This is a genomic window from Candidatus Nitrososphaera sp. 86-2 (assembly GCF_056726185.1).
Genome location: NZ_JBWZON010000001.1, coordinates 1,046,031 through 1,064,919, shown reverse-complemented (window position 1 = coordinate 1,064,919; position 18,889 = coordinate 1,046,031). Strand labels below are relative to the sequence as shown.

General features: G+C 53.1%; 17 protein-coding genes and 1 tRNA gene. 8 read left to right on the top strand and 10 right to left on the bottom strand.

The features are described 5' to 3' along the window. Positions 1-4: 4 nt before the first annotated feature. Both ACYOR7_RS06465 and ACYOR7_RS06460 read right to left on the bottom strand, forming a co-directional pair. On the bottom strand, positions 5-1,468 hold the full coding sequence (locus ACYOR7_RS06465; protein ID WP_294807919.1) for a HEAT repeat domain-containing protein: 1,464 nt from the start codon (positions 1,466-1,468) through the stop codon (positions 5-7). Between the two features lie 88 nt (positions 1,469-1,556). Continuing rightward, positions 1,557-1,967, bottom strand: coding sequence for a Mov34/MPN/PAD-1 family protein (locus ACYOR7_RS06460; protein ID WP_479913440.1), 411 nt, complete (start codon positions 1,965-1,967; stop codon positions 1,557-1,559). Positions 1,968-2,065: 98 nt separating this feature from the next. On the opposite strand from ACYOR7_RS06460, the gene ACYOR7_RS06455 reads away from it, so the two are divergent. Then, positions 2,066-2,383, top strand: a complete 318-nt coding sequence (locus tag ACYOR7_RS06455) for a PqqD family protein (protein WP_479913439.1) — start codon at positions 2,066-2,068, stop codon at positions 2,381-2,383. On the opposite strand, the gene ACYOR7_RS06450 is transcribed toward ACYOR7_RS06455, so the two are convergent. Then, on the bottom strand, positions 2,349-2,780 hold the full coding sequence (locus tag ACYOR7_RS06450; protein ID WP_294807910.1) for a hypothetical protein: 432 nt from the start codon (positions 2,778-2,780) through the stop codon (positions 2,349-2,351). The two genes, ACYOR7_RS06455 and ACYOR7_RS06450, sit on opposite strands and share 35 nt — an antisense overlap. Before the next feature lie 80 nt (positions 2,781-2,860). Between ACYOR7_RS06450 and ACYOR7_RS06445 the strand changes: the two genes are divergently transcribed. Then, a tRNA-Ser gene (locus tag ACYOR7_RS06445) sits at positions 2,861-2,988 on the top strand. A 1,469-nt stretch (positions 2,989-4,457) separates the two neighbouring features. Here the strand turns inward: ACYOR7_RS06445 and ACYOR7_RS06440 are convergent. The 6 genes from ACYOR7_RS06440 to ACYOR7_RS06415 all read right to left on the bottom strand — a co-directional run bounded on the left by ACYOR7_RS06440 (position 4,458) and on the right by ACYOR7_RS06415 (position 12,291). After that, the gene (locus ACYOR7_RS06440) at positions 4,458-6,626 is read right to left on the bottom strand and encodes a penicillin-binding protein activator (protein ID WP_479913438.1); all 2,169 of its coding nucleotides are present in this window, start codon (positions 6,624-6,626) and stop codon (positions 4,458-4,460) included. Between the two features lie 96 nt (positions 6,627-6,722). Next, positions 6,723-7,892 (bottom strand): class III poly(R)-hydroxyalkanoic acid synthase subunit PhaC, encoded by a 1,170-nt coding sequence (phaC, locus tag ACYOR7_RS06435; protein WP_294804240.1) that lies wholly within the window; start codon positions 7,890-7,892, stop codon positions 6,723-6,725. Next, a complete protein-coding gene (locus tag ACYOR7_RS06430) occupies positions 7,889-8,518 on the bottom strand; it encodes a poly(R)-hydroxyalkanoic acid synthase subunit PhaE (RefSeq protein WP_479914453.1) in 630 nt (209 codons plus the stop codon). The genes phaC and ACYOR7_RS06430 overlap by 4 nt, the downstream gene beginning before the upstream one ends. Before the next feature lie 286 nt (positions 8,519-8,804). Then, positions 8,805-9,374 (bottom strand): hypothetical protein, encoded by a 570-nt coding sequence (locus ACYOR7_RS06425; RefSeq protein ID WP_294804238.1) that lies wholly within the window; start codon positions 9,372-9,374, stop codon positions 8,805-8,807. Between the two features lie 70 nt (positions 9,375-9,444). Next, positions 9,445-11,568: a 3-hydroxypropionate--CoA ligase gene (locus ACYOR7_RS06420; RefSeq protein ID WP_479913437.1), complete on the bottom strand. Its 2,124-nt coding sequence runs from the start codon at positions 11,566-11,568 to the stop codon at positions 9,445-9,447. A gap of 39 nt (positions 11,569-11,607) precedes the next feature. Further along, positions 11,608-12,291 (bottom strand): type 1 glutamine amidotransferase, encoded by a 684-nt coding sequence (locus ACYOR7_RS06415; protein ID WP_479913436.1) that lies wholly within the window; start codon positions 12,289-12,291, stop codon positions 11,608-11,610. An 88-nt stretch (positions 12,292-12,379) separates the two neighbouring features. Between ACYOR7_RS06415 and ACYOR7_RS06410 the strand changes: the two genes are divergently transcribed. The 3 genes from ACYOR7_RS06410 (at position 12,380) to ACYOR7_RS06400 (ending at position 15,075) form a co-directional block, all read left to right on the top strand. Continuing rightward, positions 12,380-12,817: a toprim domain-containing protein gene (locus ACYOR7_RS06410; protein ID WP_294804232.1), complete on the top strand. Its 438-nt coding sequence runs from the start codon at positions 12,380-12,382 to the stop codon at positions 12,815-12,817. A 95-nt stretch (positions 12,818-12,912) separates the two neighbouring features. Further along, complete coding sequence (gene dnaG / locus ACYOR7_RS06405; protein WP_294804230.1) at positions 12,913-14,361, top strand: DNA primase DnaG; 1,449 nt, start codon at positions 12,913-12,915, stop codon at positions 14,359-14,361. Continuing rightward, positions 14,362-15,075 carry a DUF120 domain-containing protein gene (locus ACYOR7_RS06400; protein ID WP_479913435.1) on the top strand — a complete coding sequence of 238 codons (714 nt, stop codon included), beginning with the start codon at positions 14,362-14,364 and terminating at the stop codon, positions 15,073-15,075. It begins immediately after the preceding gene. Here ACYOR7_RS06400 and ACYOR7_RS06395 read toward each other — a convergent pair. Further along, complete coding sequence (locus tag ACYOR7_RS06395) at positions 15,063-15,692, bottom strand: FAD synthase family protein (RefSeq protein ID WP_479913434.1); 630 nt, start codon at positions 15,690-15,692, stop codon at positions 15,063-15,065. The genes ACYOR7_RS06400 and ACYOR7_RS06395 overlap by 13 nt on opposite strands. 144 nt (positions 15,693-15,836) lie before the next feature. On the opposite strand from ACYOR7_RS06395, the gene ACYOR7_RS06390 reads away from it, so the two are divergent. The 3 genes from ACYOR7_RS06390 (at position 15,837) to proS (ending at position 18,857) form a co-directional block, all read left to right on the top strand. Further along, a complete protein-coding gene (locus ACYOR7_RS06390) occupies positions 15,837-17,024 on the top strand; it encodes a hypothetical protein (protein ID WP_479913433.1) in 1,188 nt (395 codons plus the stop codon). 40 nt (positions 17,025-17,064) lie between these two features. Then, a complete protein-coding gene (locus tag ACYOR7_RS06385; protein WP_479913432.1) occupies positions 17,065-17,358 on the top strand; it encodes a hypothetical protein in 294 nt (97 codons plus the stop codon). A 68-nt stretch (positions 17,359-17,426) separates the two neighbouring features. Further along, on the top strand, positions 17,427-18,857 hold the full coding sequence (gene proS, locus ACYOR7_RS06380) for a proline--tRNA ligase (protein ID WP_479914452.1): 1,431 nt from the start codon (positions 17,427-17,429) through the stop codon (positions 18,855-18,857). Positions 18,858-18,889: the final 32 nt, after the last annotated feature.

Sequence of the window (18,889 nt, the reverse complement as noted above, 5' to 3'; positions counted from 1 at the left end):
ATCGTTATCTCTTTCTGCGTATCAGGTCTAGCGCGTGTGCAGCCTTTGTTCTGGTATAAGGCGAATTATCTTCTTTGGCGACGCTTTCCAGCAGGGCTATTGCGCCACCTACAGACTCGGGCGATTTCTCGCCAATCATCCCAAGCGCGTCAATGCAAGCGTCTTGAAGCCAAACTGCAGGGTCTGCTCCCATGGACGCCGCAACTCCAAGGTCGATGGACACTTTTGGATCTGTCTTGGCCAGATTTCCAAGCTCTCTTGCTACCTCTTTGGGATGGGCGACATATCCTATCATGATAGGTATTGCGTCTTTGGCGAATGATGGTTCTGAAGAGCCGATGGAGCCCATCGCAAGAGCTGCATATCTTCTCTCGTTCCAAACCTTGCTTTCCACCAATTTTTCCATGATGAACGGCTGTTCATCTTTCACCCACGCCGGGTTGGCACTCCCCAATTCGCCCAACATGATCAGGACACCTTCAACTTCCTCGCCCGACCTGCCTCTTAGTAAAGCAAGAATTTCCGGAATATACGGGTCCACCATCTCCGGCTTTTTCTTCATTATCACGCGCAGGACCTTCCACACCGCATTAAATACCTCCTTTTCTTCCTGCAGGCGGTCCCCTAGGGCGTTCAGGATTATGCCGTAATGCGCTATCGAACCCTTGGTAGACACAAATGACTTCAACTCCTCAAGCGCATTCATTACATCACGAGTATCGTTCGCTGTCCCTAGTCTGGCAATCAGGGCCTCGGCCTTTTGCTGTGAAGGCTGATGTTTCTTGACTGGTTCAAGCTCTTTCTGATATTCTGGCGTCAAACTGCCGTCAGTCAAAGACAGGGCATATTCTTTTTCCATTTTGGCAAGGGTCTTGCCTGTAAAAACATCTATCTGGGTTCCGTTGAAAGCCAAGCCGAGCACCATGTTCTTTGAACGGTTCTTGTACTTCCAGACGAGCCTTTTCTCCAGCGCATGAAAACAGTATACTGAATTATCTGGTGCCAGGGTGGCGACTGAAACCAGCTTTCCTTCCGGAGATATAGCACACGCATGGATGTTCGATCCAAACTCGTTTGCAAAGATTTCATTGCCAGACAGTCCTATTACTGCAAGAGTGCCGCCCAAGTCTACAAATTGTCGCGGCAAAGTCTTTGACGGCTCTCTGTATGTGGTGTGCAGCAACGCGGTGGTGCCCGTATCTGAAACAGCCGCGTTAATTGGCCTTTCAACATCTTTTATCCAGAGCAAAGTGTCTTCATCATTTTTTATCAGGCATGTCTTGCCAGCTATCCATTTTCTGGCATTGTTTTTTTGATCATCAATGTAGCCGTCGCAGAAAACTACCGAGTACTGCTTGTCTAAAGAAGATGTTTGGAGTTTTCCGTACAAACAATCCGTGTCCTGCACAACTGAAACCAGCGTCGGAAAATCATCCGAAATTCCTAGGCTGACCTTCCCTGGTTTCATCGAATCTTCCTTACATCACTATTATCAATTATTAATAAATATCCGCTGCAATGTCGCGGTGCCATATCATTCTGATCCCGGCTCTCTGCTAGTCGACTATCTTGACTTCCATGCTCTTGCCCGTCCTTTCGTACGCGCCTATGCTCTCGTACTCGTACGGAAAGTGGATTATCACCGACACAAAGCCAAAAAAGTGGTTCAGGTCCTCAAGCGACGGCCTGTTTGACGGGCCGGGGTGCGAGTGCGCAGTGCCGATGTACGAGTTGTCAAACGGCAGGTCGTACAGCGAAAACCCCGAGTAGAACGGGCCGTTTGACGAAAACGGCGGGATGACCAGGCCGTCTATCATTATCTCGTTGCCCTTCTTTTTGCCCTGCAAGATGAGTATCGCCTCGTTTGGATGGTACGTCTTGGAAAACGTGATAATGCCGTCTGCGGCCTGGCGCGTGAGCAGGACCATCTTTTCTTTCTTTTTCTCCTGCTCCGCCTTTTTGAACATGGTTTTTTTTTGCCGCTGTGCTTATTTTAAGATTGATTGCAAGCAGGCAGAATGGATAATAACCAGAACATGGTAGGGTAGCTGAACGTGACGCAAGGATGCTGCTGAAAAGGGAAGAAGACAAGATAATCATACGGCGGGGCGAAGTTGGCAACGACCGGGACGGGACTCCTCTTTTGATAAACTACCGGGGCGAGGCTTACCGCGTAAACGACACTGCCGTTTCTCTGTGGAACATGTGCAACGGCATTACTTTTGAAGACCTTTACCTTGAAGTCCTCCGTATCTCCTCCGGCGACGAGGACGACGTGCGCAAGTCGCTGGAAAAGATGGTAAAGCAGTTCCACAAGATTTCCGTGGTAGAAATGAAGGAAGCGGGGCCTAGCGCAGACCGCAGACCTGGAATGCGAACATAAAGTAGCCTGCAACCCTGCCGTTTCTGCGGTACGGGTAAAAGTTGCCCCACTCTTTTGGCATCATCTCGTGCTTTAGCGCCTTTGCCTCCTCCTTTGTCATCGACACCTTGGCCAGGCGCTCGCCAAGAATCGAGGACCAGGGGAGCTGCGGAAGCGAGTTGCGCTTGTTCACTATCATTGCAACGACGCGGTTTGGGTTCTCCCTGTCTACCACGGCCGAGTACGTGCAGTCATCGCTGTCGGAAAACGGGTCGACCACGGTGAATGGGTCGATGGCGACGTACTCCTTCATCCTGTCGCGCAGCGCGTCTGAAAGACCTGAAGCGATTGCAAGGTCGGAAACGGTCAGCTTTCTCACTTCTTCTATGTACGGTGGCCTGATGGATGTCGCCAACACGCCTGTTATCAAGTTTGCCTGATTATATAATTTTTCAGCCTTACAAAGGCATAAATTGCAACGCCCTTGCAGGAAGGGGTGCTGAGGTACCCAAGCTAGGTAAGTCGTCCTAGACCCTGAACGGGGTCAGCCTCGAGATCATACACGCAAACTTGACGTGCTAGCTGATGTCCTTCGGGACTCGTGGGTTCGAGTCCCACCCTCAGCGCTTTTCCCAAAGGTTCTACCAAAAGAGCTAAAGATGCCCGCAAGCAAAATACTCGTAAAGTGGCGCAAAAAACTAGAAGAAGCAACCGCAGGCCTGGACGGCCTGATGGAATCAGTAACAAAGAACCTGTCAATGCCTTTTTTGGCACGCATTCCTTCTGAAATGTGACAGGTTTTGACGGTAAACCTCCGAGCCAGACTGGCCAAAAGCGGCAATTATTGAGAGATGTTCATGTTCAGCTAATAGCAGTGGCTTCTAAAGTTAGACTACTCACTCGTTATCTAGTATGGCTGGTTAGCGAACAAATCTTCATTGCAGCGAAGTAACAAGACAGTTAGTTTGTTTAAGCAAAAATTCTGGTACGCAGAAGTATTGATTGTCGTATTTTCTGTAAACATTCCGGCTATCATTCTAAATTACTTCGAGCCAGAGAATTGGTTTGTATGGAACGCGCTAGCCGTTGGAGCCACTTCAGCCACGGTTTTCATATTGAACAAAATCCGCAGAGTTGAATTGTTCAAGAGCCCCGCCTGCAGCTGGGAAATTCTGGTCATATACATTACGGAAGTGTTTGCACATCGGCTATTACTTGCTGTAGTAGTAGGAGGCACGCATCACGATTTTTTCCTTAGTACCCCCTTGATAATTCTGTCTGCAGGGATCGCCTTTTTGGCTGCGTTTCTGCTGCATAAAGTTCCTGAAGAAAAAACGCCATGATTGTTCAATCAGGAAGGCCTTTGTTGGAAATGCCACAAGGACCTAAGGACTAACGAATCGATTGTTTCAAGGAATGGCTCCGCCCATCATGGTGTTATCGTGAAAAGTATGCAAAGCTTCTACTACACATCATCTAGCCCTTTTTACCGGTTTTATCCCCCCCCACCTTAGACACCCGAAAGGCGGGGTTATTGATGACCCTCTAGCTCAGAAATCATAAGCGGGCATATCACCAATCGCCTACCAAAGAGCAAAAACCTCATTGAAAAAGCATCCAAATGTAAGATATCCCCGGATTGAGTAGGTTTTTATCCTATGTTGACCTTTTGGCAGACATTGGACTCTCCGGTATTCAAATGTAATACATGCGGCCGCGAATTTGAGATAGGTTACCAGCTTGAAATGCACACCGAATTTGTACATAAACCCAAAAGTCCATTCAAATGTGAAAAGTGCGGCCAAGAGTTTACCATTAAAGAACAGTTAGAAAATCATCAAAAACACTATTTTCATGATAGCAAGGATAGTCCCAAAAATGATTACAGAGGTGGGCGTCCTAGCGAGCCTCAGAGAAAATTGTATTGACCAGTAACAGAACCAACTTCGCATTGCGAGTCGAGCCGCTAAGAAGAATATTAAGCACCCCGAGTATTATGATGATGTGTCGAGGGAATCTAAAAAGAACCCTCGGGCAAGCGTGGAGGATTCGAGTTCCACCCTCGGCGCTTCTAGTCTAAAGGGCGTACATTCAATCACTCGCTCTCTGACGTGGCGACGTTTGCCCACTTGAATGACGTACTGTCTTTTGCCTTTACGGCCCAGAAATCGTACAAGCCTGACTTTCTATCGCCAGCATCGTTCAGCCCTGTGCTCCCAGTCGCTCCCGTGTACGAGTCGGCCGCGTGGATAAAGGCGTCACGCAGGGGCGTGCCCCTGTCATCCTTTTGGCTCTCCAGCGTCAGGGCCGACACCCACAGCGCGTCGTACGTCACCTCTGTGTACGACTGGGGCGTCCTCCCTATCCTGTCCGCGATTTTTCCTTCCACACTCTGGAAAGCCTCGTCTTTCTTGACCCCGAAAATCGGGTTTATGAAATGCGTCTTTACCGAAAACGCGGCCGCGTCCGTGTTCTTTACCACGTTGATGTTCTGCGCCGAGCCGTCGCTTCCGTACCATCTTACTGCCGCAAGGTCCGGATGCCTGTCTGCCTGGAGCAGGATGGGCGTCACCTCGTCAAAGGCGACGATGTAAACTCCGACGGCCTGCGAGCCATACTGCTGTTTGGCCTCTTTTACTTTTGACTCTAGGGATCTCAGCTCCTGTTCCCACATTATGAAATTGATCCTGTGCAGGCTGGAAGAAAAATCGCCGACAGGAGGGTCGTATTGCACCCCGTCAACCACCTTGCCTCCTAGTTTTTCAAATTCCTGCTTTAGGAACTTTTGGAGGTTGTTGCCAAAGACGTCCGCCCTCACCATCGGCACGACAACCTTCACGCCATCGTCCCACATCTGCCTTGCAACCGCCTTTGCCTGGTGAGTGTCGTCAGGGACGAACCGAAACACGTTGTCTCCAGATATCGACAGGTCGGGAGCGGTGCTGCTCATGCTGACTATCAGGATGCCTTTTTCGTCGGCGTACTGCTTGACTGCGGCGACCTCTGCGCTTGTTGCCGGGCCGACAACTATCCGTATCCCTTTTGACTCTAGCACTTTTAGCTTTTCAAGCGCGACTTTGGGGTCCGTCTTTGTGTCCTCGATGGCAAGCCCAACCCTGCTTGTCGAGCCGGATTTCGCCAGTTTGTCGTTTACGTCGTCCACAGCTATGTGCAGCGCCGTCTCGTACTCTTGGGCGTAGGAAGACCTAGTACCAGTGAGTGGCAAAAGCGCCCCGACCAGCGTCACCGAGTCGCTTCCTGCCGCCGGCAGGACAAGTTCCTCAGACTTTGTCACCTGCGAAGTCATAAAGCCGTAGCTGAGCATTCCTCCGATCAGGATTACTGCCACTGCGATCTGGAGGTATCGGGTCCTGTTTGTGGTCCTGTTTCTGCCAAACAACGCCTCTGACTTTTCGTGCCTTGGGAGGCCAGAAGAAGCCGTGCTGTTGTTCTCTGCGCCGTGGTGGTCCGTATAGGCTGCCGCCAGGTACTTGTTGAACCACAATAACCCGCCGGCGAGAAGCAGGTATTCCGCCCCAAAGAGCAGCGAGGACAGCCACACCTGCTCGTAAAGGCGTGAGATGATGATGAACGCAAACCAGCTGTCGGTTATGACGATGCAAAAGAGGGACAGCGCCTTGAAAATCCAGGGTATCGACCATGGCCTTTCCTTCCATAGTCTAAAGAGTATCGGAAGCGCGGGGATCATCAGGACCGCGTTCATTATGGGGTACCCCGCAAGGACTGCAAACATCAGCCAGCCTTCCTGCCTTGACAGGTCCAAAAGGCCCGCCGTGAGCGGGACAAGGTATGCAAGGAAAGCTACGTTGCAGGCAATGCTTGCAAGCAGAACACGCTTGCTGGATTTGCTGCGAAACTCGTGATAGGTGGCAAAGAGGTTGTACGCAAAAAACGGATACCCTGCAAGCCAGAGTATGTCCGACAGCGAAGGCATAGGCGCCGCCACGTGGTAAACAAGCTCGTAGCCCGCCCAGATGATGTCGGCGCAGAACCACAGTATGAGGCCCGCGGCAAGGGAAAGATATGATTTTGCGTGCGAGCGGTTGTGGCGAACCTGCCTGTACGACAGGATAATTGCCAGGGCCGCCGCGACGGTTACTGTGGCAGTTACTATCACCTCGGCGTAAGCGCCCCTGCTTTCGGCAGGCGCGAAATAGAGGATGGAATTAGCGGCAGTGATAGACACGATTAACCCGAGCAAAAGCACGGTTGGCGTAAGTCGCGCCCCTGCCATCATCGTCATTATCACAGTCGTTGGAGGTTGGCTCTATATAAGAAACTTGTACTCCCTTTTGCATATTCCAAAGGAAAGTAGAAGCCTGGCGCTTTTTTCTTGCTACTACTGAGACCTTGCCTTGAGCCACTGCCCCACTTTTGGGAGCACGTTGTTCTGCGAGTACGAGCTGGCGATTAGCCCGACGTGGCCAGTGTGAAAGCGCATAAGGCGCTTGTCGGTGCTTGACACCATGTCGTTGAGGGGCACGCTGCATTCCGGCGAAACAAGGTGATCCTCGTCTGCGACCAGGTTGAGCAGGGGCACGGTTATCTTTGACAGGTCGATGACTAGGTCGCCAAGGTAGAACTCGTTCTTGGCAAGCAGGTTGTCCTGGTAGATGTCGGAAATCCACTGACGAAAAGTCTCGCCGGCTATCGGAGGCGTGTCGTACAGCCACTTTTCGATGCGCAAAAAGTTGCCGACGAACGGCTCGTTGTCGATGTTCTGTACTAAATTAAAGTACTTCGCTACTCCCTGCTTGAACGGCTTTAACGCTGAATAGCAGGCAAACAATTGCTCCGGCGGCAGGTTGCCTATCGTGTCGACCATCTTGGCCACGTCCATGTGCTTGGCCATGTTGCCGATGACGGTAGAGTCTTTTTCGGTGTCAATGACTGGCGCAATCACCGCCAAGTTGCGCACCTTTTCCTGGTGGAGAGCGGTGTACATTATGGACATAGATGCGCCCATGCAGTAGCCGTGCAGAGTCAGCTTGTCCTCCTTGTTCTTTTTCAGCACAATGTCGACGCAGTCGTCGATGTAGCCGTTGACATAGTCGTCAAACGTCACGTACTTGTCCACCGTTGACGGGTCTTTCCAGTCGATGAGGTAGACATCAAAGCCCTGCGTCAAAAGGCTCCTTATCCAGCTCTTGTCGGGCTGGAGATCAAGCACGTACGACCTGTTGATTAGTGCATACACCGCAAGTATCGGCGTCTTGAATGTCTTGCTCACAAGGGGCTGGTAATGCAAAAGCCTGTAGGCCCTCGTCTCTGCCAGCACTTCGTGCGGCGTCTGGCCTACTTCGACCTTTCCCGCGGCATGCAGGACTTCCCTTGTCTTTTCAATCTTGCGGAGGTTCTCCTGCGCCTCTTTTGCCGGGTCTTCGACCGGCTTTTTCTTTGCCGGCTCTGTCACAGTGGCAACAGCAGGCGCCTTTTGCTGCTCTTGTTGCTGTTTTTGCTGTTGCTGCTCCTCTCCTTGCTTGTCTGGAAGAGTTTCCTGCTGCGTCATGGCTGTTTTTCCAGACTCCTTTTCAGGTCACGGACGGTCCTCTTTAGCTCGTGAATGTCCTTGAGGATCTCGTCCATCTCGCCCCTCGTCGGCAGGTTGAGTGCCTTGAAGTTGCGCTCGGTTATGGTCTGCATGGCTCTCGACATGTCCAGCTGGCTGCTGAACAGCTTGCCGTAGACCTGCGAAAATTCGGGCGACGCGTACAGGCCGGTGAACGCGTCCTCAAACGCCTCTATCATGGCCTTGCGGTAGCCGTCAAAGTCGTCCTTGGTCGCAAACTGCTTTGGCGCTCTTTCGACGGTCTCCTTTGACGCCTTGGCGTACGCGGCGTTTATCATGGCCCAGTAGGCGTCCATGTGGGTCTTCATGTCTGCCATTATCTTGCCTAGGCTGACAAACTCGTTTGCATAGCTGTTAAAGTCCTTCGTAAATGCGTACATGGGGCCTATGGTTGGCAGCTTTAGCACCTCGGACCACATGTCAAACATCTTGTTTGCCGGGTCCGGAGTCAGCCCGGGCTTGAAACTGCTGCTGTTGTTAGTGTCATCGGTCATTGAACCACTTCTATTATTGGCTAAGGTAAAATTCACCCGCCAACTATTATAGTTTGTCTGTCCAGAATTTATGCTAATATATAGAATATTATGTAAAATCTCTACTATTCAGTACACATTTTGGAGCCTCTACAATTGTAGAAACTGCATTTGGCAGCTGAGACAATTGTTCGACAGTTGACATGGAGCGAGATCTTTCAATTATTAAAAAAACATTTTATAAAGGAACTGTCCGCATTTCAAAACGCGGGCTCGTAGCTCAGCATGGATAGAGCGCCTGCCTTCTAAACATCCTCTGTTTCTGAAGACAGCCGGAAGTCGTGGGATCGAAGCCCACCGGGCCCGCTTCTTTTACTTGTTATTTTCTTGACAACAGTGCGTACGCCCCGCCGACCGCGTACGCTATTGCTATCAGTATCCTTGAGACCATGACCGCAACGTCCTGGTTGGCCGCAAAGAGCGAGCTGTCTATCACAAAGGCAACGGGCAGGGCCACGAGCGATATTGCGCCCACCAGCAGCTGCTCCGGGTTATTCTGGCCGCTGTACTTTCTCATCAGGATGTAAGTGGAGAGGTTGCCCAGGCCGATGCCAAGCAGGATGAGGTACTGGTAGGAGTGGGGAAACGCGCCGATGGCCGCAAACGGACCGGCCCATGACACACCGTTTACCACCTTTGCACCAGTCGACCACTTGATACTGGTCTTCATGCGCCCGCGGATGGCCGGGACTGCCTTGCGAAAGCGCGGGCCTGCGCCGGCAAGCGCTCCGCCAAAACTGCCTATCCATATTATTGCGTACCAGTAAAGCGGCATGTTGTTGAGTGCTACAAGCTCTGAAAGAACCGAGCCGGCGCCAACGGCCGCTGACACTGCCACGAAAAGGACGCCAAACGCCCGCCTGGTCTGGAGCGCCGAGTTTTCCAACACCCGGTATGGGCCATATATCTAATTTAAAGCAAATCGTAAAAGAGGGAAAGGAGGGGGCAGAAGGAAGCCCTTACTTTGCCGCGCCGGACACCTTGGCCCACTTTGCCATCGCGCCTGCCGCCGTGACCCACTCTATTACCGAGTGGTAGACCGGCACGTTGGCGTCCTCGATGCGCTTTGAGATGTTCTTGGTGAACGGGCCTCCCATCGCGCCGATGAGTATGGGCTTTTTCTTTTGCTTCTGGAACGAAGCAAGAACGTCAACAATCGTTTCTTCAAGCGGGTCGTCCTGGAAGACGAACCACGGCATGATGATGTCGACGTTGGGGTCATCCATGAACGCCTGTATCGCAAAGCGATAGTCGTCGGCGTTTGCAGAGCCGGTGATGTCGCACGGGTTGCCGATGACGTACGTCGCAGGATAGTGCTCCTTGAAAGCCTTTTTGGTCTGCTCCGACAGCTCTGCCACCTGCAGGCCGAGGCGCTCAAAGTTATCAATCGCTGCAATGATTGGCCCTGCGCCGTTTGTGACCATTGCCACGCGGCTTCCCTTTGGAACAGGCTGCCAGTTCAGCGCCTTTAGCGCCGCTGTCAGTTCTTCATAGCTGTCTGCACCGATGATCCCTGCCTGGTCCAGCGCGCCCTTTACGACGCCGTACGAGCCGCCGAGCGACCCTGTGTGCGAAGCAGCCTGCTTGGCGCCCCTTGCGCTTCTGCCGTTCTTGAAAACTACGATTGGCTTTTTGCGCTCGGTAATGACCTTCTTGGCGGTGTTCATGAACTTGCGGCCATCGCCGAGGCCCTCGACGTACAGGCCGATTACCTTGGTGTTTGGGTCTTCAGAGAGGTACCATATCATGTCGGCTTCGTCCACGTCGGACCTGTTGCCGTACGAGATCATCTTGCTCATGCCAAAGACGTCGGAACTCTCCATGAAAGCGATCCCGACCGTTCCGCTCTGCGAGAGGAATGCCACGTTGCCGTTCTTTGGACGGAGCATCCTTGCGTGGCCCTGGAACGCGCAGTCGAGGCGGTTTGCGCCGTTGAACATGCCGATGCAGTTGGGGCCGATGATCCTAATTTTCAGCTCTTGCGACAGCTTCTTTACCTCTGCCTCGATGGCGGCGCGCTCGCCTCCGAGCTCCTTGCCTCCACCGGAAATGACTACAAAGTTGTGTATGTTCTTCTTTGCAGCCGACCTCATCAGGTCCGGCACGAATTTCAGATCAACTGTCACGACTACGAGCTCGACGTTTTCAGAGATGTCGTCGAGGCTCTTGTACGCCTTGATGCCCATTATCTCCGGGTAGCCCTTGGCGTTTACCGGGAATACCTTGCCCTTGTAGTCGTGCTTGATCATGCTCTCAAGAACCGAGTTGCCGACCTTGCCTGCTTCCGGCGAAGCGCCGATGAGCGCAATCGACTTTGCATTAAAGAACAGGTCCATGTGCGACGAGTCTGGCTGCGCCTTTGAAATTGCACTTGCGTCGACTGCCTGCTTTAGGATTATCTTGGCGTCGACAACGTAATAGTCCTTCTCGTAGGCAATGACAGGGTTAAAGTCGATGCTCTCGTAGTACGAGGCCATTTCTGTGCCGAGGTTGCCGATGCTCACGAGGGCGCTTGCAATCATGTCCTTGTCGACCGGCGCCGCGCCGCGGAACCCTTCGAGGATCTTCTTGCCCTTTAGTTCGTTTATCATGTCCAGCGCGTCCTGCTTTGTAATCGGCAGTACCCTGAATGCTACGTCCTTGAAGATTTCGGTGTAAATGCCGCCGATTCCGACCATGATAATCGGGCCAAACTGCGGGTCATTCTGCAGGCCGACGATGAGCTCTGCGCCGGACGGCACCATCTTTTCAAGGAGCACGCCCTTGACCGTCTTGTATTGCTTGGAAAGCCTGCCGTGCATGTCGCTGAAAGCCTCTTTGAGCTGTGCCTCGTTCTGCAGGCCGACCTTGACGCCCTTGACATCTGTCTTGTGCAGGATCTCCGGCGACACTATCTTGGCGACAAGCGGAAAGCCCATTGCCTTGGCTTTTGCCGCGGCGTCTGCCTCGCTTGTGACAAGCGCGTACGGCGGCACCTTGACGCCGTACTCTGTCAAAACCTGTTTAGCCAATTCTTCTGTGATTACTTTTTCTTTGGTTGCAAAAACATCATCAAAGATCTTTTGGACCTTTTGATTCGCCATATTGAATCTGAGGAAAAGCTTCTCAAGCTTCTTTTATAGTTACCTAAGCATCGCTGTAAAGTTTCTATACATAACCTTGCACTTTTTTTCAAGTTCTGGCAAGTCGCCGGGAGCCGGGAGGATGTCTTTTGCGTCAATCTTTTCAGCTCTCGTCTCTGCTTCATACTCTTTCATCCAGCTCTTGATGAGGCGCTCGTTCACTTCCAAGTGGAACTGGATGCCTATCGCGCTGCCAATCCTGAATGCTTGCGGATAGAGGTCGGTGTATGCAAGCACGGTTGCATCCTTGGGTAGTTCGTACGTGTCGCCATGCCACTGAAAGACCCTCATCTTTTTCTCGCCGATGCCCGAGAACAGGCCATCCCTTCCTTGCGGCGACAGTAGGACGTCGTGCCACCCTATCTCTTTTTTTCTGCCCTTGAACACCCGTCCGCCGGCCGCTTGCGCTATCAGCTGCGAGCCAAGGCACACGCCGAGGACCGGGATGTTGTTCTTGATTGCGTCCCTCATCAGGTCCTGCTCTTTCTGCAGATGTGGAAGATTGTCATAGACTGCCATCGGGCCTCCAAGAACGACGATTGCAGAATAATCAGACGATTTAACGGGTACGTCGTCCTGCGCATTGGCGTTTTCTATCTCAAAGCCGTCCTCTCTAAACATGCCTTCAAGCGTGCCGAGCGTCTCGCAGGCGATGTTCTGGATGGAAAGGACCTTTTTCTTCAAGCACCTCAATGTCGTGCCGGGCGGTATTTATTGTGTCGCCAGCATGGCACAAATATTAAATCGCAGCAATGCTAAATTACAGCTGCCTATGGGCTATCAGGCAAACGACGAGCAAGTCCTTGAGAAGCTCAGGCATTTTGTCGGGATGCTTAACGAAGAGTCTGAAAGAGGCTCTGTCATCGTAGTGGAGGGCAGACGCGACGCCGAGGCACTCTCCAGCATCGGCTTTACAGGAAGCCTAGCCGTGTTCCACAACTTCAAGGGCATTGCCGACTTTGTGGACTGCCACGGCCACGAGAAAAAAAAGATAATCCTGCTCCTTGACATGGACCGGACAGGCAAGTACCTCACAAGCAGGCTCCTTTCAAACCTCCAGTCAAGCAGGAACAACGTCAGCCTCTTTTACAAGCACGCGCTGGCCAAGATAACAAACGGCAAGGTGAGGCACGTTGAGGATCTGTCTATCTATGCGCAGCAGATGGCCGGGGTGACAGGCGCCCGCAAGGACCTCTACTTTTACACATGAGACGTATCTTTCGACACACAAAAGCACTTATATTCAAGCGAGCGCGAATTTCAAATCGTTACGGACAAACCAGTAAACGAGGTTATGAATAAAAATTGCCTAGCACAGGAATCGTAAAGTATCATGTTAAGCTAAAGTTTGAAGTTGATGGTTTGGTCGAGAAGGCCGACATTATCGGTGCTATTTTTGGACAGACCGAAGGCCTCCTTGGACCTGAGATGAACCTCAACGAGCTGCAAAAAGTGTCAAAGGTTGGACGAATCGAAGTGAACGTCGAGACAAAGGGCAACGTGGCCAAGGGCGACGCTCTGATACCCATGAGCACCGACATCTCTACCGCCGCACTTATCGCCGCGGCAATAGAGAGCATCGACAAGGTCGGGCCGTTCCAGGCCAAGTTCCAGCTGATGGGCATCGACGACATCCGCGCAATAAAGAAAAAGGTCATCGTCGACAGGGCCAAGAAAATAGTGCAGGATTGGGCTACCAAGACCATATCAGAGGGCGAAGAGATGCTCAAGGACGTCTACGACGCAAGCAAACCGGGCAAGCTCACGTCATACGGAAAAGCGCAGCTTGCGTGCGGGACAGGCGTTTTCGATTCAGAGTGGATAATACTTGTGGAAGGTCGGGCAGACGTCATCAATCTGCTGCGCGCAGGCTATGACAACGCTATTGCTATTGAAGGTGCCAAGATCGACGAGACCGTAGTAAAGCTGACGGAGGGCAAGAAGGTTATCGCCTTCCTTGACGGCGACAGGGCTGGCGACCTGATACTTAAGGAGCTGGCCGGCGTGGTCAAGATAGACAAGGTCCTCCGGGCACCGACCGGGAGAGAAGTGGAAGAATGCACACCCCTTGAAGTCGCCGAGATACTAAAAGACGCGTATTCTCTTGACGTTCCAGCAAGACCGCAGCAGGAGCAGCCGCCTATGCAACAAGAAGAGCGCAGGCACGAGCGCCGCGACCGCGACGACCGCGGCGGGGGAGGAGGAGGCTACGGTGGCAGAAGAGACCGCGGAGGATATGGAAGGCGGGATCGCGGAGGCTACCGCGACAGGGACAGGGGCGGCTACCGCGACCGCGACGACCGCGGCGGGGGAGGAGGAGGCTACGGTGGCAGAAGGGACGACTATCAGGACCGCAGCCGCGAAGATTCCTACGCCCCTGCGCCAGCACCGCAAGAAGAGCCTGTACAAGCGCCAGTGACACCCGGACAGCCATCGGCAGCGGCGGCAAACGACGCGCCAGAGCTCCTGACTGCAATCCGCGACGTGTACCCGCAGATAAACGAGACGCTTGAGGCAATCATCCTCGATGGCTCGATGAAGCAGCTGCTAAAGGTTCCGGTATCCGAAGTAATCAAGAGGCTGGACTCTGCCGAAGGCGCCAAGTACCTAGTCATTGACGGCATCGTGACCCAGAGGCTGGTCGAGGCTGCCGACAAGGCGGGCATTGAGTACGTCGTGGGCCACAGGACCACCGGGGTCAAGCCAAGCGACATCAAGGTGCGGACCTTTGGCGACGTGGGCATCACGAACTAAATGCCGGAAATAAAACTGCAGCACATCCTGACGATGGTGCAGCTCCTGTCAAAGGGGGCGCGCCACAATTTTATCGAAGTGACCACTGCGGACCTTGGCAAGAACATCGGAAGATCTCAACAGGCCGCTTCAAAACACCTTTTGGATCTAGAGACTGCGGGATATATAGAACGTACAAGGCGCGGCCAGAAATTCGCGGTGCGCGTGACTGACAAGGGCAACACCGAGATCCAGAGCCTGTTTGCGTCGTTAAAGTCGGCGCTTGAATCCGCGCCGGCTGCCGTCGACTTTGAGGGAAGCGTCGTTTCAGGCATGGGCGAAGGCGCCTACTATATGTCGCTTGAAGGCTACAAAAAGCAGTTCCTTGAAAAGCTGGGCTATGAGCCGTACCCCGGCACGCTCAATGTGCGCCTGACGGACCAGGTGTACATGAACGCAAGGCGGGAGCTTGGACGCCACCCTTCGGTATTCCTTGACGGCTTTTCAGACGGCACGCGCACGTATGGCTGGGTCAAGTGCTATAGGGCGTCAATAAACGGCAGCGCGATGGAAAACGCCGCCGTCCTTGTACTGGAACGCACGCACTATGACGACAGTATGCTTGAAGTCATTGCGCCGGTTTCGATAAAGGATGCGACCGGGATAAAGAACGGCGACAGGATAAGGGTGCAGGTAATGATAAACAACGATAATAACAATCATCAGATGCCGTAGATGGTGTCGCCAAGCTCTTCCTTTATCTTGGACGATTTTGACCCGGGTATTGGAGTCGAAAGCCTCATCACCTGTACGTTGAGGTTGCGCTTTTTGCAGTTCTCTGCAACGTCCTTTTCGCTATGCGCCTGGTCATAGCCGAGCGCAATCACGTCCGGCCTGACAAACTCGACCGTGTCGTAGAGCGTTCCTTCCCTGCCGATGAGCGCAAGATCTACAAAGTTGAGCGACTCGACAAGTTCTTTTCTGAGGTTCTCGTCGTGGTATATCTTGCGGTCCTTCTTTATCTTCTGCGCAGTCGCGGTCCTTGCGATGACTGCCACCAGAACGTCCCCTACGCCTTTTGCCGCCTTTAGTGTGTGGATGTGGCCGGGGTGTATCAGGTCAAAGACTCCTCCCACGAGCACTACCTTGAGCGCATCGCGGCCGATGAATGTCAGCTTTGGCGGGTTGCTTCCCTTTTCAACCATTCCTTTTGCCGCCAGATGCTTTACCCTTTCGTCAAAGAATTTCCTGCCGACTGGCAGTTTTGCCACGAGCCTGTCGTACGCTGACACGGACGGGTCAAGCGTGCTTGCGTAAATCGAGGCGAGGATAGACTTGTCTTCAGGCTCCATCTGTATGTGGTCTCCGAAAGCGACAGGGTGTGGAGCTGTTAACGCTATAAATCATTCGACTTTTTTAATACCTGTAAAAAGAGGAGTCAAACTTGCATTAGGCAAATAAGCAAGCGATGCCTCTTTTTTCATGTATATACACACATGTCGTTATCGCCGGCAGAGATAAAGCGCAGGTTGGAGCTGAACTGGATACAGTTCCTGGCTGCAAACTCTGCCCGGCTTTCGATGGACACGCTTGACGGCGCAAGCCCGCCGTCCGTGTTTGTAGGAAGATACGGCTACCCAAAGGTGAGAATCGGGCCGATGATACCGCCCATCCACGGCGACACGACGGTCTACGACAAGACCGAGATGTGGGTGGGAAAGACGCTTGAGGAGATTGCCAACCTGCGCCTGTCGCTTGTACGAGGAGTAATGAGCGTAAACGTCGGCGACACGACGGGCCGCTACATAGAGAACCTTCAAGAGCTTGCCATGTCAGAGAGGCCCGCAGAAAGCGAGGCAACGTTTGAAAAAAAGCCGCTTGCAGACGCAGAGCTTGGCCGGGAGCTTCGGCTAAACACGGAAGCGGCGCCCTTTGGACCCGCTGCGCCGATAAAGACGTTCAAGGCGTCGTCGCTTTCGGCAGACCAGAAAATCGAGTCGGCGTTCTACGACGGCGACCTGCGCGCCAAAGACGCGGTGATGGAGCTCTACAAAAAGGGGATAGAGACTAGCAGTATACACCGCGTCCTGAGCGTTGGGATGCTCGGGCTGAAAAAGAACCGCAAGCTGGTGCCAACAAGGTGGAGCATAACTGCGACAGACGACATCATCTCTGCAAGCGTCGTCAGGCAGAACGAGGCAAACGAAAGCATCGATATGTTTGAAGTGAGGCAGTACTCGCACCTTGGCAACTATTACTCTGTCATATTGATACCCGACAGCATTTGGAGTTTCGAGATGATCGAGTCGTGGTACGCCGGCGACGGCAAGATGGCCACCGGCGCCGACTATGAGGACGCAAGGGGCCTCGACCACTACCCTTCAATCGCCGGCGCGTATTTTGCAGCGCGGCTTGCAGTCGCCGAGCATTTATCGAAAAGGCGCAGAAAGGCCGCCGCGCTCGTGCTGCGGGAAATACATCCCGAGTACGTGATGCCCGTGGGAGTGTGGCAGATACGGGAGGGCGTGCGGGAGGCGCTCAAAAAACCTGCAAAAGCATTTGACGGCCTCGACGGCGCGGTGGCGTTTGCGTGCTCGACAATGTCTCAGTCAAGGACGGACATGCTGCGCCACAGCCAGCTGTACCGCAATTTCAGGTCGCAGACAAGGATTACTGATTTTTAACACGCAAAGGGTCATATACTGCTACTACGAAGTCTCGAGCATGAGCGACGCCCTTCCAGAAGGCGTAAAGCACCTTGTCCCAATAGTGCCGGTAGAAAAGGCCCCGAAAATCACCGATCAGGCAAAGGCGGAACTAAAGGGCGTGGGCATGATGGATGAAAAGGGCAAACTAAAGATCAAAGGCGTCAGTCCCAAGATGCTGAAGCGCATGAAGCAGGAGCAGGTCGCCTGCCCTGTACTAAAGCAGGACATCGCCTTTGTGCAGTGCTACGTCTGCCGCAATTTCCACAGCAGGATCTCCGGCCAGGTGTACTGCAAGGGCGAGCCCCTCTAGGAAACTTTCATAAACCCTGCCACAACGCTGCATACCTGTTGAGTTCTCAGCAGCCGCCAAAGGAAGCAATGGGCATTACCGCCAAGAAAGATGACGATTTCAGCGAATGGTACACGCAGGTGGTGATGAAGGCCGGTCTTGCCGACTATGCGCCAGTCAAGGGCTTTATCGTCCTTAGGCCGTACGGCTATGCCATCTGGGAGTCAATCCGCGACATGCTTGACAGGCGGTTCAAGGAAACCGGCCACCAGAACGGCTTTCTTCCTGTGCTGATACCGGAGGACTTGCTTTCAAAGGAGGAGGACCACTTTGCGGGCTTTACCCCCGAGGTGTTCTGGGTCACAAAAGCAGGCAACAATGACCTCGGAGAAAGGCTTGCCCTGCGCCCCACTTCTGAAACCCTTGCATATTCTATATTTGCAAAGTGGATAACGAGCTACCGCGACCTTCCGCTAAAGATCAATTTCTGGAACACTGCGCTTCGCGCCGAGATAAAGGCGACCAAGCCGTTTGTGCGCACGTCAGAGTTCCTCTGGCAGGAGGGCCACACCGTGCACGCAACCGAGGAGGACGCGGAAAAGGAAGTGATGTCGATACTTGCCATCTACCGCGAGCTCATTGAGGACCACCTGGCCGTCCCGGCAGTCCGAGGCTTCAAGAGCGACAAGGAAAAGTTTGTAGGCGCAAAGTACACGACGACGCTTGAAGGGATGATGGCCGACGGAAAAGCGCTCCAGATGGGAACTTCGCACCACCTTGCCCAGAACTTTTCAAAGCCGTTTGAGATAAAATACCTCGGCAAAGACACGAAGGAGCACCTTGCGTGGCAGACCTCGTGGGGAGTCTCGTGGCGCCTCATCGGGGCGATAATCATGGTGCACGGCGACGACAAGGGGCTGGTACTTCCGCCAAGGATTGCGCCGATACAGGTAGTCATCGTTCCCATACACAAGGACAAGGACGCGCAGGCAGTCAAGGAAAAGGCACATGAAATCGCGCAAGAGCTAAAGAGCGCAGGAATCCGCGTGCACGTCGACGACAGAGACGAGTACACGTCAGGCTGGAAGTTCAACGAGTGGGAGCTAAAGGGCGTGCCCTTGCGCATCAACATCGGAGCCCGAGACATTGAAAAGGGGCAGGTTGAGTTTGCTAGGCGCGACAACCGCGATAAAACCCAGTCACCGCGTGCAGACCTTGTCAAGATGACAAATGAGCTTTTGGACAAGGTGCAAAAGGAACTCTATGCCAAGGCAAAAGCGCTCCTTGACGGCTATGTTTCAAGCCCTGCAAGCTACTCTGAATTCAAGTCAATAATCGAAAGCAAGGGCGGCTTTGCGCGCGCTGGCTGGTGCGGCGACCAAAAGTGCGAGCTGGCAATAAAGGAGGAGACAGGGGCTGACATCCGCGTCATCCCATTTGAACAGGACGGAATGCCGGACAAGTGCATCTACTGCGGGCAGGCCGCAAAAAAGGTAGCCATGTTTGGAAGGGCATACTAATTATTAAGGGATACAGCGCGAGAGCTAGTTAC